This is a genomic window from Trinickia dinghuensis, from assembly GCF_003367175.1.
GTDB classification, from domain to species: domain Bacteria; phylum Pseudomonadota; class Gammaproteobacteria; order Burkholderiales; family Burkholderiaceae; genus Trinickia; species Trinickia dinghuensis.
In genome coordinates this window covers 16,432-31,217 of record NZ_QRGA01000005.1, presented here as the reverse complement: position 1 = coordinate 31,217, position 14,786 = coordinate 16,432, and the positions used below count along the sequence as shown (strand labels likewise).

The following is a 14,786-nucleotide window of genomic DNA, read 5'->3' as shown; positions in this document are numbered from 1 at the left end:
CTGCAGCATCAGCCGAAACATATATCGGAGCATTTCATGAGTCAGCAACGCGAGGCGATCGACACGTATTTATTGCGCGTCTTGCACACCCTCTTGATGGAGCGCAGCGTTACGCGCGCGGCCGTCAAGCTGAACCAATCGCAGCCGGCCATCAGCGCCGCGCTGCGCCGCCTGCGCGACATCACGGGCGATCCGCTGCTCGTGCGCGGCAAGTCCGGCATGGTACCGACCGAGTACGGCCTGCGCCTGCTCGAGCCCGTCCAGAACGCCTTGCGCGAAATCGAGCGGATTCGCTTCCAGCAGCACAACTTCGATCCCGCCACGTCGATCCGCTGCTACCGGATCGGCTGTCCCGACTACCTGAACGTCTTGTTCGTGCCGACCATCGTCGAACGTTTCCGGCAGGCGGCGCCGAACGCGCAACTCGAATTCCATTCGCTCGGCCCCTCGTTCGACTACGAACTTGCGCTGGAAGACGGCAAGCTCGATGTCGTCATCGGCAACTGGCCCGAGCCGCCCGAGCAGCTGCACTTGTCGAACCTGTTCGTCGACGAGATCGTGTGCCTGATGAGCACCACGCACCCGTTCGCCAAGCGCGGCACGCTCACGCTCGACCAGTACCTGAACGCCCCGCACCTCGCGCCGACGCCGTATTCCGTGGGCCAGCGCGGCGCGATCGACGTTCACCTCGCGCGCGAACGGCTCAAACGCCATGTCGTCGTCACGTTGCCGTACTTCAATCTCGCACCGTACGTACTGGTCAAATCGGACCTCCTGTTCACGACGACACGGCTGTTCGCCGATCACTACGCCAAGTTCCTGCCGCTGACGGTCTTGCCCGCCCCGCTCGACTTTCCGCCGATGCAGTACTACCAGCTCTGGCACGAGCGCTGCCATTACTCCGACGAAGTGCGCTGGCTGCGCAGCCTCGTCGCCGATGCGACGCGCACGCTCGTGGACCGCTCCTGACGGCCTCCCGGGCTACCGGGCTACCGGCCCTGACCGCGCGGCGGCGGCCTCGGCCGCCCCGCTCCAAACGGCGGCCCACCCGCCCCACGCCGCACGCCTTATGCCCTATGACGCGCGTGCCGCCTCGCCGAGCGAGCGCGCAAGCGCGTTGTGCCGCTCGAGCAGCGGCGCGAGTTCGAGCGTCGCCAAGCGCCCGTCCCGCACCACGACCCTGCCGTTGATGACGCTCAGCGACACCTGCGGCGGCGCGCAGAACACGAGCGCCGCCACCGGATCGTGCAGTGCGCCCGCGAAACTTGCCTGACGCAGATCGAACGCGACGAAGTCCGCCGCCATCCCCGGGGCGAGCGCGCCGATATCGTCGCGCCCGAGCACCGCGGCCCCGCCGAGCGTGGCCAATTCCAAGGCCTCCCGCGCGCTCATCGCGTCGGGGCCGAATCCCACCCGCTGCAGCAGCATCGCCTGCCGCGCCTCGCCTACGAGGTGGGCGCCGTCGTTCGACGCCGAGCCGTCCACGCCGAGCCCGACCGGTACGCCCGCATCGCGCATCCGTCGAATCGGGGCGATGCCGGAGGCAAGCCGCATGTTCGAGCACGGGCAATGCGCGACCCCGGTACGGGTGCGCGCGAACAGCGCGATGCCGGACGCGTCGAGTTGGACACAGTGCGCGTGCCAGACGTCGGCGCCGACCCAGCCGAGATCCTCCGCGTATTCGGCGGGCGTCATGCCGAAACGCTCGCGGCTATAGGCCACGTCGTTCACGTTCTCCGCCAGGTGCGTATGCATCGACACACCGTATTGCCGCGCAAGCGTCGCCGATTCGCGCATCAGATCGCGGCTCACGGAAAACGGCGAACACGGCGCGACGACCACGCGCAACATCGCGTAGCGACCCTCGTCGTGATAGGTCTCGATCAACCGCTGCGTGTCGGCGAGGATGTCGTCTTCGCGCTCGACCACCGAATCGGGGGGCAGACCGCCATCCTTCTGCCCGACGCTCATGCTGCCGCGGCTTGCGTGAAAACGCATCCCGATCCGCGCGGCGGCGGCGATGCTGTCGTCGAGGCGGCTGCCGTTCGGATAGATATAAAGGTGGTCGCTCGAGGTCGTGCAGCCCGAAAGCAGCAGTTCGGCCATCGCCGTGAGCGTGGACACCTCGATCATCTCGGGGGTCAAATGGGCCCAGATCTTGTAGAGGCTCGTCAGCCAGCCGAACAGCTCGGCGTTCTGCGCCGCGGGCACCGCGCGGGTCAGGCTCTGGTACATGTGGTGGTGCGTGTTCACGAGCCCCGGCATGACCAAGTGCCCGCGCAGGTCCAGCACCTCGTCGGCCGTGCTCGGCAACTCGCTCGTCGCGCCGACCGCCACGATCCGGTTGCCCTCGATGAATAGCCCGGCATCCGTCAATTCCCGGCGCGCGCCGTCCATGGTCACGAGCACGTCGGCGTGCTTGACGAGCATCGTTCTTGGGCGCGCCGCACCGGTTGCGTGCATGGGCTGTTCGTTCGTCATTGGATGATTCCGCGTTGATGAGGTGTCGATAAAGGCATGGGCATAACGATCGGGAGCCAAAATAGCGCTGGCAATATATGCGGGAGCGATACCCACCCTCACCGTTTCGATATATTGATGGCGTTTTCGCCGGGCGAGCCTCGTTTTTCGCGCCGCGCGGCCCCCGTCCTCATGCGTGCGCCCTTATCTTTCATATCGCGAGCGCGCGAGCCGTCCGCAACTTCTTAGAATGGCGACACGGCGCTCGCATCAAATCGCCGACGGGTATGTAGCCACTGACGTGGAGCCTCGATCCGCCGCTTGCGTATTGGATCGGGTCGCTGCACGACACTTTTCGCATTCATCACAAGGAAAACTGCGAATGGGCAAGCTGACTACCCACGTTCTGGACACGGCGCACGGCCGCCCCGGCGCCGGCATCGCGGTCGAGCTGTTCAAGCTCGAAGGCGACGCGCGGCGCTCGCTCGCGCGCACCGTCACCAATGACGACGGCCGTTGCGACAAGCCGATTCTCGAAGGCGATGCCATGGTTCCCGGCGAATACGAACTCGTATTCAACGCGGGCGACTACTTCGCCGCGGCAGGCGTAAGCGTGCCCGAGCCGCGCTTCGTCGATCGCGTCGCGCTGCGCTTCGGCATCGCCGACGCGGCAGCGCACTATCACGTGCCGCTCCTGGTCTCTCCGTGGGCTTATAGCACCTATCGCGGCAGCTGAACAACCCACATACCAACGACATCAGGAGCTTGGAGGCATTATGGAAGGCTTTATCACCGACTGGCTGAATCTGACGATTCGCTGGCTGCACGTCATCGCCGCAATTGCATGGATCGGCGAATCGTTCTATTTCGTCGCGCTCGACAACAGCTTGAAGAAGCCGAAAGACCCCGTGCTGCAGGAGCGCGGCGTATTCGGCGAGCTGTGGCACGTCCACGGCGGCGGCTTCTACAACATGCAAAAGTACATGGTCGCGCCGGCGCAGATGCCGGACGACCTGCACTGGTCGAAGTGGCCGTCGTACACCACGTGGATGTCCGGTTTCGGCCTGTTCACCGTGCTGTACCTGCTCTCGCCGAGCACGTACCTCATCGATCCGAACGTGCTCGCCATGTCGCCGGTCGAAGCCGTAGCCGCCGCGCTGTGCTTCTTGGCCGCGGGCTGGATCGTGTACGACTCGCTGTGCCGCCTGCTCGGCAACAAGGACGGCGTGCTCGGCATCGCCGTGGGCTTGTACGTCCTCGCCGCCGCCTATCTCGCTTGCCACGTCTTCTCGGGACGCGCCGCCTATCTGATCGTGGGCGCGATGCTCGCGACGATCATGTCGGCCAACGTGTTCTTCGTCATCATCCCGGGCCAGCGCAAGATGGTGAACGCGATGCTCAAGGGCGACGCGCCGAATCCGATCTACGGCAAGCGCGGCAAGCAACGCTCGGTGCACAACACGTACTTCACGCTGCCCGTGGTATTCGCGATGCTGTCGAACCACTACGCGATGACGTACACGCACTCGTACAACTGGGCCATCCTGGCGGTCATCATGTTCGCCGGCGCGCTGATTCGCCAGTTCTTCGTCATGCGCCATCGCGGCCACGTGCTGTGGTACCTGCCGGTAGGCGGCGTCGCGCTGCTCGCGGCGGCCCTGGCTGTCACGCTGCCGCATCCCGTGGTGCCCGAAGCGCAAGCCGCCAATGCACCGGCCGTCAAGCTGGCCGATATCCAGCCGATCCTGCAGCAGCGTTGCATGGAGTGCCACTCGGCCCATCCGACGTTGATGGGAAGCGCCCCGGCCGGTGTCATGTTCGACACGCCTCAGGAAATTTCGACGAATGCGCAGCGGCTGTACGAACAGGCTGTCGTGCTGAAAGCGATGCCGCTCGGCAACGTGACCAAAATGACGCCTGACGAGCGCGAGAAGATCGCCGCTTGGTTCAACTCGGGCAAGCAGCAGTAACGAAAGGGCCCGGACGAACGAGGCCCCCATCGATAAACTCAGCCGCCGCCGTTCATGGGCGGCTGAGTTTATCGGGAACGGACGAAGCAAAGCCCCTCGGCGCTCATTCGCGCTCGAGGGGCTTTTTGCATGGGGTGCGCGCAAGCGCGCTTTCGAAAACGACCGGACGACCCGGTACGTCCGGTGCCGCCTATCTCTCCGCTACCGCGGCCAGCGGGGGCACCGTCAGGCGGTTCAAACGGTTCAAACGGTTCAAGCGGCTTGCGCGGCCAGTTCCGCCATGCGCGCCGAGCGCGCGGCGGGCGCTGCCAGCGCGGAAAGCATGGACCGGTCGTTGAAGCGGAAGAAGCAAACGAGCTGATCGCACGCGGCGAGCTTCAGCAGTTGCGGCCCCGACAGATCGGCGATGACATCGGCGACTTGCGCAGACAGCCCCAGCCGTTCGATGCCGGCGGTGCGGTCGGTGCGCAGCAGACGTTGCGCAAGCGCAAGGTAGGACAAGTTGATTTCGCGGATCGATTCGAGCGTCTCGCAACCGTTCATGACTATCTCTGCCAGGGGTTCGTGATTCGAATAAAAAAGGTGACGGATTAGCGGTGATACCTAGCCGGGCCAGCCGGTTTCCGTCGTCCAAGACGCGCTTTCGCGCGTCAAACGTTTGCTTGAAGTGGCGCTCAGCAGCCGCCGCGCTCATCGGCCACGCCGGCCGCAATCAGGTTGCGGGCGATCTCGCGCAGCAGATGCTGCGTAAGCGCACCGGAACCGCCGAGACAGAGGCGTTGCAATTCGATGAGGTCTTGGGCGAAGCGGCTCATGGCGATCTCTCCGTGACTCAAGGTTCGAAACCTTCGTGCCGTAATGTGCGGTAGCGAACGTTTCCCTGTGACGAAAGTATCGGCCAGCGCCTCGCGGAAACAAATCAGCCGCCGCTGAACCTTTCGTAATATCTGGCAGCACGTGTGTAAGCGTTTTCCTACATGCTGAGTGTGCGAGGGCTACGCCCGCGAACCCAACATGTGAAAACGCCCGTGCGATTCACACGGGCGTTCGAATTGCGGGGGCGCGGGAACGGCTAGCGGCCGGCGTCGCCCAGGGCCTCGGCGGTCAACCATACCGATTCGGGCAGCATTTGCTCGTCGCAGTTGTGCCCGTCTCCGCCGCGGTCGACGACGATGAAATCGCTGACGACATCGAGCGCGATCAGCGGATGGTGCCAGACGCCTTTCGCGTAGTTGACGCCTTGCCACCCGCTCGTAACGAACGCGCGTACGCCTTCCGGATCGAGTTCGCCGGCCGGCGCCACGACGACGAGGTACGGCTTGTCCGTCAACGGGATGAAAGCCTGCGAACCGAGCGGATGCCGCTCCAGCATCTTCACTTCGAAAGGCAGCACGCGCGGCTGGCCGCGGAACAGGTTGACGAGCGTGCGTCCGCCCGCTTCCGTCACGTCAACCTGCGCGAGATCGTGATAGCGAATCGTCGTGCCGAGGTTGATCGGGATCTGACGCGCGCCTTCGAGCTCGATGACGTCGCCGAACGGCGCGAACGCGTCCCGCGTCAACGGCTCGATCGTCAACGTCTTCATGAGCGTGCTGCTCATGCGAGCACGCCCCACGCGCGCAGACGCGAGACGCCTCCATCGGGAATGATGTTCAGACGCAGGTGCGTCACCGGGCCGATCGCGGCGATTTCCGATTCGAAGAAATGCTGCTTGTCCATTTGCAGCTTCTGCTCGCCGAGCAGCGTGGGCCAGAACATCGCCTGCGTGATCAGCGAACTGTCGGTCCCGCCCGTGACGTAGGCCGCCTGGATCGAGCAGCGATCCGGATAGTTGCCCTTGAAGAACGCCGTATCCACTTCGAGCTTCGTAATCGTGCCGGGACGCGCCAGTGCGATGATGGCCCAGTCGTTGCCCGGTTCGCGGCGGCGGCGCGTTTCCCAGCCGTCGCCCATGTTCACGCCGCGGCCCGGCATCAGGATGTTCGATGCGGCCCCGAAGTGCTGATTGTTGGCGGCGACGACATAGGCCCCGTTTTCCATCGCGGCCAGATCGACGGGCGCGCTGCGGCTCGCGTTCGTCCAGTCCACTTGCGGCTGGCCGTACACCCGCAAGCGCGCGACGCCGCCGTCCGGGTACAGGTTCACGCGCAGATGCGTGTAGGCCTGCCCGTCGGCCACGTCGACGTAATGGTGCGTGTTGCCCTGCAGCGTCATGGAGGGCACGATCTCCGTCCATTGCGTCGAGCCGCCGGGCTGCTCGCCGCCCGGCACGTACGCGGCCTCGATCGACGCCGCCGGCGGGAAGTTGCCGGTGAAGTGGCTCGTGTCGATGTCGAGACCCTTCACGACGCCCGCCCGCGCGAGCTTCACGATGCACCAGTCATACCCGGTCGTGCGCTTGCGGCGCGTTTCCCAGCCGTCCATCCACTTGCCGTGGTCGTCGTACTTGCCGGGAATGAACACGGCCGGCTCCGGATTGAGCATGCGCTCTTTCGGCGCGAAAAATTCGTCGCTCGCCTCGAGCGCCTGCGCGCCCAACCGCGGATCGGCCAGGTTGACGTAGCGGCGCGTGAAATCGGGAGCGTTGGGGTCGAGAGTCGGGAGAGCCATCGTTTTCGTCCTTCGTGTCTGTCAATTCGTTCGTACTGCGAATGAAACGTCGTATCGCCGCGTGCCGGCTCGCTGGCCGGCACGGGTTCATGCCGTCACGAGATCGTCGATGCGAAACCGTGCGATGCGGTAAATCTGCTCCAAGCTTGCGCGCAATTCATCTTCGCGCGAGTGGTTCACGCGCGCTTCGAAGTTCGCGATGATCCCGAAGCGGTCGAAGCCGCGCACGGCGAGAATGAACGGAAAGCCGAATTTCTCGCGGTAGGCCGCGTTCAAGCGCTGCAGCTTGTCGAACTCCTCCTGGGTGCACTGCGCGAGGCCGGCGCCGCTCTGCTCGCGCGTCGATTCGGCCGTCAGCTCGCCACGCACCGCGGCCTTGCCCGCGAGTTCCGGGTGAGCGTTGATGAGCGCAAGCTGACGCTCGCCGCCCGAGTTCGCGACGACGTCGCGCATCGTGGCGTACAACGCATCGACGCTCGCGAACGGCCGTGCGGCCGCGGCCTGCTCCGCCACCCAGGGCGAATGTTCGAAGATGCCCGAAAGCGCCGCCTCGAACGCGTCGCGCGGCATCGAATTCAGTTGTTCCAGCGAGTATTGCATCGGCTTCATGCGCGTGATCTGTCCGTTTTGGGCTGATAGGGATGATGCGCGTGCCAGTGGCGCGCGATGTCGACGCGACGCGTCACCCAGACGCGCTCGTGCCGTTCGATGTGATCGAGGAATCGCTGCAGCGCGCGGAAGCGTCCGGGCCGCCCCAGCAACCGGCAATGCATGCCGATCGAGAGCATCTTCGGCGCCTCGTCGCCTTCTTCGTACAGTACGTCGAAGGCATCGCGCAAATAGGTGAAGAAATGGTCGGCCGTGTTGAAGCCTTGCGGCGACGCGAAACGCATGTCGTTCGTATCGAGCGTGTACGGCACGATCAGCTGCGGGCGGGTTTCGCCGCCCGTCACCTCCACCTCGGTCCAGAACGGGAGGTCATCGCCGTAGTAGTCCGAGTCGTACAAAAAGCCGCCGTACTCGGCAACGAGCCGATGCGTGTTCGGACTATCGCGGCCCGTGTACCACCCGAGCGGCTTCACGCCCGTCACGCGCTCGATCGCCTCCATGCCCAGCCGCATATGCTCGGCCTCGCGCTCGGGCGACACGTCTTGGTAGTGGATCCAGCGCCAGCCGTGGCAGGCGATTTCGTGCCCGAGTTCGACGAAAGCGCGCGCGGCCTCGGGATTGCGCTCGATCGCCATGCCGACGCCGAATACGGTGAGCGGCAAGCCGCGCTTTTCGAACTCGCGCAGGATGCGCCAGACGCCGGCGCGCGATCCGTATTCGTAGATCGACTCCATGCTCATGTGCCGCGCCGGGTAGGCCGCCGCGCCGACGATCTCTGAGAGGAACTGCTCGGAGCCCGGATCGCCATGCAGAACGCAGTTTTCGCCGCCTTCTTCATAATTCAGAACGAATTGAACGGCGACGCGGGCGCGCCCCGGCCAATCGGCCTGGACGGGTTGCCGGCCGTAGCCGATCAGATCGCGCGGATAGCGGGAGTCGGATGTCATGGCAAAGAATTCAAGGCAAGCGTTAGGTGGCGATCGACGCGGTGCCGCAGAATGCGCGCGGCCGCAAGCGACGGTCAATTCGGTGGAATCAGTGTATAGAAAACACCCATGCGCGCCCATACAGCAAGGCCGATAACGGGGGTCACCGCAAACGTATGTCGGCAACGCCCCCGGCTTGCCGCAAGCGTACGCCGGCACGGGCGGCGCCGGGTAGGCTGCGCCCGGCTGCCCGTCAGGCCTCGCGCGGGCTGAAATCGGCCAGCGGCCCGTCATAGCGCTTGGCGAGCGGACGAGCGTACTCGCCCCGCTTGGCGGTTCCCAGCCCCAGCGAAACGAGGGCCTCGACCCACTTGACGGCTGCGGTCACACCCTCGACGACGGGCGCGCCGATCTCATCCTCGATCGCCCTGACCAGATCGACCATGCCCGCGCAGCCAAGCACGATCGCATCGGCGCCGTCCTCATCGAGCGCGCGGCGGCATTCATCGACGATCAAACGGCGTGCCGCGCTCCCCGGCTGATCGAGATCGAGCACGGCCACATCGCACGCGCGCACGCTGCGGCAAAACCGCTTCATCCCGTAGCGCTCCGCTAGATGCCACGCCATGCCCGTCGTGCGCGCAAGCGTCGTCACGACGGAAAAGCTCGGTGCGATCACACTCGCGGCATGCATCGCGGCCTCCGCGATGCCGACGACGGGGCCGCGCGCCAGCTCGCGCGCCGCGAACAGCCCCGGATCGCCGAAGCAAGCGATCACGTAGCCGTCTACGCCGTCGCGCTCGCCGCTCGCCACTTCGGCCAGCAAACCCGGCAACGCGAGCGACTCGTCGTACCAGCTTTCGATCGACGGCGGCCCCATGGTCGACGTGGCCGCCACGATGCCGGTGCCGACAGCGGCGGCCGCGCGGGCGCAGCTATCCATCGTATCGGTCATGCGCGCCGTCGTATTGGGATTGATGAGCTTGATCTTCATTGCCCTGCTCTCCAAATGCAAGAAACGCCGCACTTCAGCCGCGGGCACGGCGCGTCGCGAAGCCGTAGAACGCCGCACCTAATCCAACGCCGATGAACCACGAGAAATTCGCGAGCGACGCCAGGGCCGGTGTCATGACGCAGGCGACGGCGATGACCGCAGCCCCCAGCACGGCCGCGACGGCACGCTTGTTCACGCCGCCGCGATACCAGTACGAGCCCGACTCCGACATCGAATAAAGATCGTCGAGCACGACGTGCTGCCGCTTGACGATGAAGTAGTCGACGATCAGCACGCCGTACAGCGGCCCGATGAAGGAGCCCAATACATCGAGCGTGTAGTGGATCACGGCCGGGTTGTTGAACAGATTCCACGGCGTGATGAACACCGATGCGACGGCGGCCACCATGCCACCCGCGCGCCAGCTGATGTGCTTGGGCGCAACGTTGGAGAAGTCGAATGCGGGAGAGACGAAGTTCGCGACGATGTTGATGCCGATCGTCGCGATCATGAACGTTAGCGCGCCGAGCACAACGGCGAACGGATGATCGATGCGGCCGACCGTCGCGACCGGGTCGGTGATCATCTCGCCGAACACGGGGAGCGTTGCCGACGTCGTGATGACGGTCACGAGCGAGAAGGCGAGGAAATTCACGGGCAATCCCCAGAAATTGCCGCGTTTGACGCTCGAATAACTCTTGCAGTACCGGGAAAAATCGCCGAAGTTCAGCATCGGCCCGGAGAAGTACGACACGACCAGCGAAATCGCCGTGATCGTGACAGGCAATGCTTCCCAGCCGTGATATTTCACGGTGCCGAGATTGAGGCTGATGTTGGCGATCCCCGCGCGCCATACCATGTAGCCGGCCAGGATGAACATGACGACGTAGACCGCGGGCCCGGCGAAGTCGATGAACTTCTTGATCGTCTCCATGCCATTCCAAAACACGAGCGCCTGCAGCACCCAGAGCAGCATGAAGCCGGCCCAGCCCAATGTAGACAAACCGAGCCAACCATGGTGATGCACGTCGGCATAGGGCATCAGCTGCGGCGCGAATTTGAGCAGGACGATGACGAACGCACTCGACGCGAGATAGGTTTGGATGCCGTACCACGCCACCGCGATGAGCCCGCGAATCACGGCCGGAATATTGGCGCCGAGCACGCCGAACGTGGCCCGGCAGATCACGGGGTACGGCACGCCGTTGCTCTGGCTCGATTTGGCGATCAAGTTCGCGAAGACGTTGACGATGCCGATACCGACGAGCAGCGCAATCAGCACCTGCCAGCTCGTGAGCCCGAGCGCGAACAAGCTGCCGGCAAAGACGTAGCCGCCGACGCTGTGCACGTCCGACATCCAGAACGCGAAAATGTTGTAGCTGCCCCAATGCTGATCGCGCAGCGGCGCCAGATCGGCATTGCATAAACGTTCGCTGTAGCCGGCCGGCAAACCGGCATCGGTTCGAGCGGATGACGGGCCGATGGCGCCGGCATCGGTGGGTACGGACAATTCAGGCATGAGCGTCTCCGGTAAAGGACCAGCGTGTTGCCGCGCGGCACGGCTCGCATGCCGGCGCGCTATTGAGCGCCATATTCGAGCAGCCGCGGTCGGCGCACTCCGCGGCCATTGTCCTGATGATGTTTAGTTGTACTAAGTAATCACATGGGGCCGACGGCCCGTACCGCATCATTCGAATCGTCGCTGCCTTAAACGCCGAAGACTTCCCGCAAATCCGCCGCGCCGCGCGCGGGCCGATCGAGCATCTTCAGTTCGACCGCCTCCAAATGCCGCACCATCAACTCCGACGCTCGGGCCGTATCGCCCGAGCCGATCGCTTCGACGATTTCGGCATGCTCGTCGAACGAGCACGGACTGCGGCCGAGCGACTCGTAGAGCGCCGAAATCAAGGTCGAGCGCGCCACGAGTCCCGACAAGCAATTGCAGAGCACGCGATTGCCCGTCAATTGCGCGAGCGCGGTATGAAACTCACCCGATAACCGGATCCACGAACGAAAATCGCGGTGCTCGAACGCGCTGCGCTCCCGCTCGATCATCTTCGCGATCGCCTTCAAATGCGCCTCTTCCTGCCCGCGTTGATTGCGGCAGACTCGCTCGATCACCGCACCCTCGATGATCCGGCGCATCTCGAACACCTCGTGCACTTCTTGGAGCGACGGGCTGGCCACGAAGGCGCCGCGGTTCGGCTCCAAGTCAACGAGATGCTCGGTGGCGAGCAGCGACAACGCTTGACGCACCGGCCCGCGCTTGACGCCGAACACGTCGCACAACTGCGCCTCCGTGAGCTTCGCACCGGGCTCTAGCCGGTGCTCGAGGATGGCATCGCGGATGCGTTCGGCGATCGCCGCCGGCTCGGACAATTTCGTTTGCGACATGTTGGGTATATTAGATTCGACATAAAGATTGTCAACAATTTCTTTTGCACGGAAAGATGCACCTCAACGGTGAATTTTCCGACAAATCCGGTATTTAAGGCACAAACGCACCAATGAAGCGCACTGAATGCAAGCCGACGCCCTGAATTTCGGCACCGGCGGCCCCTTAAATTGTCAACAATCCTGGATGAGAATGACGAACGACAGGCGGAAGCGCCCGTCGCCCGTTGCCTTTCAGCGAAGCGTGGGATGCCCACTGACGGTGAGAGAAAAACCCGCTTGCCCCGCCTGCAGCCGAGCCTGCGCACCAAATGGAAGCGTGACGAGATCGGCACCGTGGCCGAACCGCAGTCCCGTCACGATCGGCAGCCCGGCGAAGCCGCGGACCTGCTCGACCATCGTGGAAAAATCGTAGCCGTTGTCGTAGGGCGAGAGCTTGCCGCCCGTGAAATCGCCGAGCACGAGTGCCTTCTGGCGGGCCAAGATGCCGGAAAGATGGAGTTGATAGAACATCCGCTCGAGGCGGAACGGGTGCTCGTTGACGTCTTCCAGGAACAGAATCCCCCCGTCGATCCGCGGCATGTAGGGCGTGCCGACAAGCGAAGCGATCATGGCCAGATTACCGCCCCAGAGCAGACCGTCGACGTCGATTTCGTCCGCCTGCGCGACCGGTTCGTGGACGGTGAATTCCGGCGATTCGAGCGCGCGCCAAAAGTGCTCGGCCGTAAACGCGCTCAACGTCTGCGCGCCGAAGTTGGCCGTCAGCATCGGGCCGCCGAACGTCACGATGCCCGCGCGCGCAAAAAGCGCCAGTTGAATCGCCGTGAAATCGCTGTGGCCGCAGATCGCGACGGAGGCGCCCGCAAGCCGGCGTTCGAGCCCCGCGTAATCGAGCGAGTCGAGAATCCGCGAGGCGCCGTAGCCGCCACGCAACGCGAGGACGATATCGGGCAGCGGACGATCGGGATCGGCAAGCCGGTTCAGGTCTTGCGCGCGCTGGGCGTCGGTGCCGCCGAAACGCTGGTGGCGGCGCTCGGCGGCGAAGGCACCGGCCACCCGGTGACCGTCGGCGCGCAGCCGCGCGATACCGCGCTCGACGGCGGATTCGTCGGGCGGATAACCGGACGGGGCGACGATCTCGATCGTGCGGGAACGGGTCATGGTCGATTTTCGGGACAATGAGTACGCACGAAGTACGCACGAATACGCATGCGCCTGCGCCCCGGCGTTCCGCTCAAACCGGCTGTTCGGGCAGGCACGCCGGGGCGTCGGCCGCGGCGGCCATGCGCTCGGCGCGAATGGTCCGGCGGCGATCCGCGAAAAACGACTTCAGCGCATCGCCGCACTCGGTCGCGAGCACACCGCCCTCGACTTCGGTATGGTGATTGAGCTGACGATTGGCGAATGCGTCGACGACGCTGCCGCAGGCACCCGTCTTCGGATCGTGCGCCCCGAAGACGACGCGCGCGATCCGCGCGTGCATGATGGCCCCGGCACACATGAGGCAAGGCTCCAAGGTCACAAAGAGTTCGCAGCCGGGCAGCCGGTAGTTCTGCAGCGATCGAGCGGCCGCGCGCAACGCGGCCATTTCGGCATGGGCGGAAGGATCATGGCCGCCGATCGGGTGGTTGAACCCCGTCGCGATAACCTCGTCGCCACGGACGAGCACGGCCCCGACAGGGACTTCGCCGGCCGCGCGTGCCGAGCGTGCGGCATCGAGCGCCAGCGCCATGTAGCGGCGGTCGCGCTCTGACACGGCCCGGCCAGCTTCGGTATCGGCTCCCGCTTGGCCGGTTAGGCCGCCCGATCCCGATGCTTGAGCATCTTGCGCGGCCGGCGGCGCGAGCGGTCCGCTCACGAAAACCCTACCTCGGGCGCGGCGACGGGCGCGTCCTCGCCGTCGCCGTCATCGCCGGCCAAGACACGCTCCGAGAGCCGCTCGGCAATACGGCGGCAATACTCGCGCGGCACCACGGTGGGCGCCCCGCGCAGCGATTCGAGCGCCATATCGAGCGCCAACAGCTTCGCCTGCAGCCGGCAACGTGTCGCGTTGTCCCCGGCTGCGTTCAATTCGTCCTGCAGGTGTCGCAGCGCGCGCAGCTGCTCCACTGCGGGCGGCACAAATCCCGCATTTTTCAATATGCGATTGGCGACACGGACTTCCTCGGGCACGAGCAAGTCGTCGTCTAGGTCTAGCGGCGCCCCGGCACCCGGCAAATCGTCGAACTCGCCACGCGCGGCGGCAGCGGCAATGCGCTGTTCGACCAAGGCATCAAGCAATTTCATCTGCGATCCACTACATTGCGGCGTCCGCATTTTAGCAGGGAGTCGAATCGGGTTTTCTGGAGCTATCGCTCGGATAACAGCGGCGTAGGGTCGGCGCCTATGCGCGCCCCCGGCTGTCAGCGCTCCGCCGGTATCGGCGCCGCCGCTCGAGCGGCGCCTTTTCGCGGGTTCGTGCCCCGTTATTTACCGACCTTCGCGCGCATCTCGCGCGCCGTCTCCAGCAGGCCTTCGTAGCCGGCACGGCTGTGCTCGGGCAGGTCCGGATCGCCAACCAGCGCACCGAGCGTCTCGATCAGACTGTAGAGAATGCCCTTTGCCGCGCTGACGGCAATATTGCCCGACGACAACAGCGTGTCGACATGGTTCAGCGCGTCGTTGAGATGGTCGACATCGGGATTCTTCGAATCTTCCTGGGTCCGGTTCGGATCGGGCGTCATAGTGGGTGTTCCTATCGATTCTCTTTTGGGGCGAGGCGAGGCGATGCAGGCCGATAGCCGCGCAGGCCTCCTCTATCTCTTATATACCGCGCGGCGATCA

The 14,786-nt window shown here is 64.7% G+C and carries 16 protein-coding genes and 1 pseudogene; 3 read left to right on the top strand and 14 right to left on the bottom strand.

Annotated features, from left to right (window positions below):
• Nucleotides 1-36 precede the first annotated feature (36 nt).
• A complete protein-coding gene (locus DWV00_RS08295) occupies nt 37-969 on the top strand; it encodes a LysR substrate-binding domain-containing protein (RefSeq protein WP_115533101.1) in 933 nt (310 codons plus the stop codon).
• Between the two features lie 105 nt (nt 970-1,074).
• On the opposite strand, the gene DWV00_RS08290 is transcribed toward DWV00_RS08295, so the two are convergent.
• On the bottom strand, nt 1,075-2,481 hold the full coding sequence (locus tag DWV00_RS08290) for an 8-oxoguanine deaminase (RefSeq protein ID WP_245964786.1): 1,407 nt from the start codon (nt 2,479-2,481) through the stop codon (nt 1,075-1,077).
• A 361-nt stretch (nt 2,482-2,842) separates the two neighbouring features.
• On the opposite strand from DWV00_RS08290, the gene uraH reads away from it, so the two are divergent.
• Together uraH and DWV00_RS08280 are read left to right on the top strand one after the other, a co-directional pair.
• On the top strand, nt 2,843-3,196 hold the full coding sequence (uraH, locus tag DWV00_RS08285; RefSeq protein WP_115533100.1) for a hydroxyisourate hydrolase: 354 nt from the start codon (nt 2,843-2,845) through the stop codon (nt 3,194-3,196).
• 40 nt (nt 3,197-3,236) lie between these two features.
• Nucleotides 3,237-4,430 (top strand): urate hydroxylase PuuD, encoded by a 1,194-nt coding sequence (locus tag DWV00_RS08280; RefSeq protein WP_115533099.1) that lies wholly within the window; start codon nt 3,237-3,239, stop codon nt 4,428-4,430.
• A 252-nt stretch (nt 4,431-4,682) separates the two neighbouring features.
• Here DWV00_RS08280 and flhD read toward each other — a convergent pair whose 3' ends face one another.
• The 13 genes and pseudogenes from flhD to DWV00_RS08215 form a co-directional block, all read right to left on the bottom strand.
• Nucleotides 4,683-4,973, bottom strand: coding sequence for a flagellar transcriptional regulator FlhD (flhD, locus tag DWV00_RS08275; RefSeq protein WP_115533098.1), 291 nt, complete (start codon nt 4,971-4,973; stop codon nt 4,683-4,685).
• A gap of 131 nt (nt 4,974-5,104) precedes the next feature.
• A complete protein-coding gene (locus DWV00_RS08270) occupies nt 5,105-5,245 on the bottom strand; it encodes a hypothetical protein (RefSeq protein ID WP_115533097.1) in 141 nt (46 codons plus the stop codon).
• A 257-nt stretch (nt 5,246-5,502) separates the two neighbouring features.
• Nucleotides 5,503-6,015 carry an ureidoglycolate lyase gene (locus DWV00_RS08265; RefSeq protein WP_115533374.1) on the bottom strand — a complete coding sequence of 171 codons (513 nt, stop codon included), beginning with the start codon at nt 6,013-6,015 and terminating at the stop codon, nt 5,503-5,505.
• Between the two features lie 11 nt (nt 6,016-6,026).
• A complete protein-coding gene (gene alc / locus DWV00_RS08260; protein ID WP_115533096.1) occupies nt 6,027-7,040 on the bottom strand; it encodes an allantoicase in 1,014 nt (337 codons plus the stop codon).
• An 87-nt stretch (nt 7,041-7,127) separates the two neighbouring features.
• Nucleotides 7,128-7,649: a 2-oxo-4-hydroxy-4-carboxy-5-ureidoimidazoline decarboxylase gene (gene uraD / locus DWV00_RS08255; RefSeq protein ID WP_115533095.1), complete on the bottom strand. Its 522-nt coding sequence runs from the start codon at nt 7,647-7,649 to the stop codon at nt 7,128-7,130.
• Nucleotides 7,646-8,596 (bottom strand): allantoinase PuuE, encoded by a 951-nt coding sequence (puuE, locus tag DWV00_RS08250; protein WP_115533094.1) that lies wholly within the window; start codon nt 8,594-8,596, stop codon nt 7,646-7,648. Before puuE ends, uraD begins: the two co-directional genes overlap by 4 nt.
• Nucleotides 8,597-8,840: 244 nt before the next feature.
• A pseudogene (locus DWV00_RS08245) lies at nt 8,841-9,569 on the bottom strand (aspartate/glutamate racemase family protein); the annotation flags it as partial.
• A gap of 34 nt (nt 9,570-9,603) precedes the next feature.
• Nucleotides 9,604-11,088 (bottom strand): NCS1 family nucleobase:cation symporter-1, encoded by a 1,485-nt coding sequence (locus DWV00_RS08240; protein ID WP_115533092.1) that lies wholly within the window; start codon nt 11,086-11,088, stop codon nt 9,604-9,606.
• 188 nt (nt 11,089-11,276) lie between these two features.
• Entirely contained in the window at nt 11,277-11,963 is a 687-nt protein-coding gene (locus tag DWV00_RS08235) for a GntR family transcriptional regulator (RefSeq protein WP_115533091.1), read from the bottom strand.
• Between the two features lie 234 nt (nt 11,964-12,197).
• Nucleotides 12,198-13,124, bottom strand: a complete 927-nt coding sequence (ldcA, locus tag DWV00_RS08230) for a muramoyltetrapeptide carboxypeptidase (RefSeq protein ID WP_115533090.1) — start codon at nt 13,122-13,124, stop codon at nt 12,198-12,200.
• 73 nt (nt 13,125-13,197) lie between these two features.
• The gene (gene tadA, locus DWV00_RS08225) at nt 13,198-13,821 is read right to left on the bottom strand and encodes a tRNA adenosine(34) deaminase TadA (protein ID WP_115533089.1); all 624 of its coding nucleotides are present in this window, start codon (nt 13,819-13,821) and stop codon (nt 13,198-13,200) included.
• Complete coding sequence (locus tag DWV00_RS08220; RefSeq protein WP_115533088.1) at nt 13,818-14,249, bottom strand: DnaJ family domain-containing protein; 432 nt, start codon at nt 14,247-14,249, stop codon at nt 13,818-13,820. Before DWV00_RS08220 ends, tadA begins: the two co-directional genes overlap by 4 nt.
• A gap of 179 nt (nt 14,250-14,428) precedes the next feature.
• Nucleotides 14,429-14,686, bottom strand: coding sequence for a hypothetical protein (locus tag DWV00_RS08215; RefSeq protein WP_115533087.1), 258 nt, complete (start codon nt 14,684-14,686; stop codon nt 14,429-14,431).
• Nucleotides 14,687-14,786 lie beyond the last annotated feature (100 nt).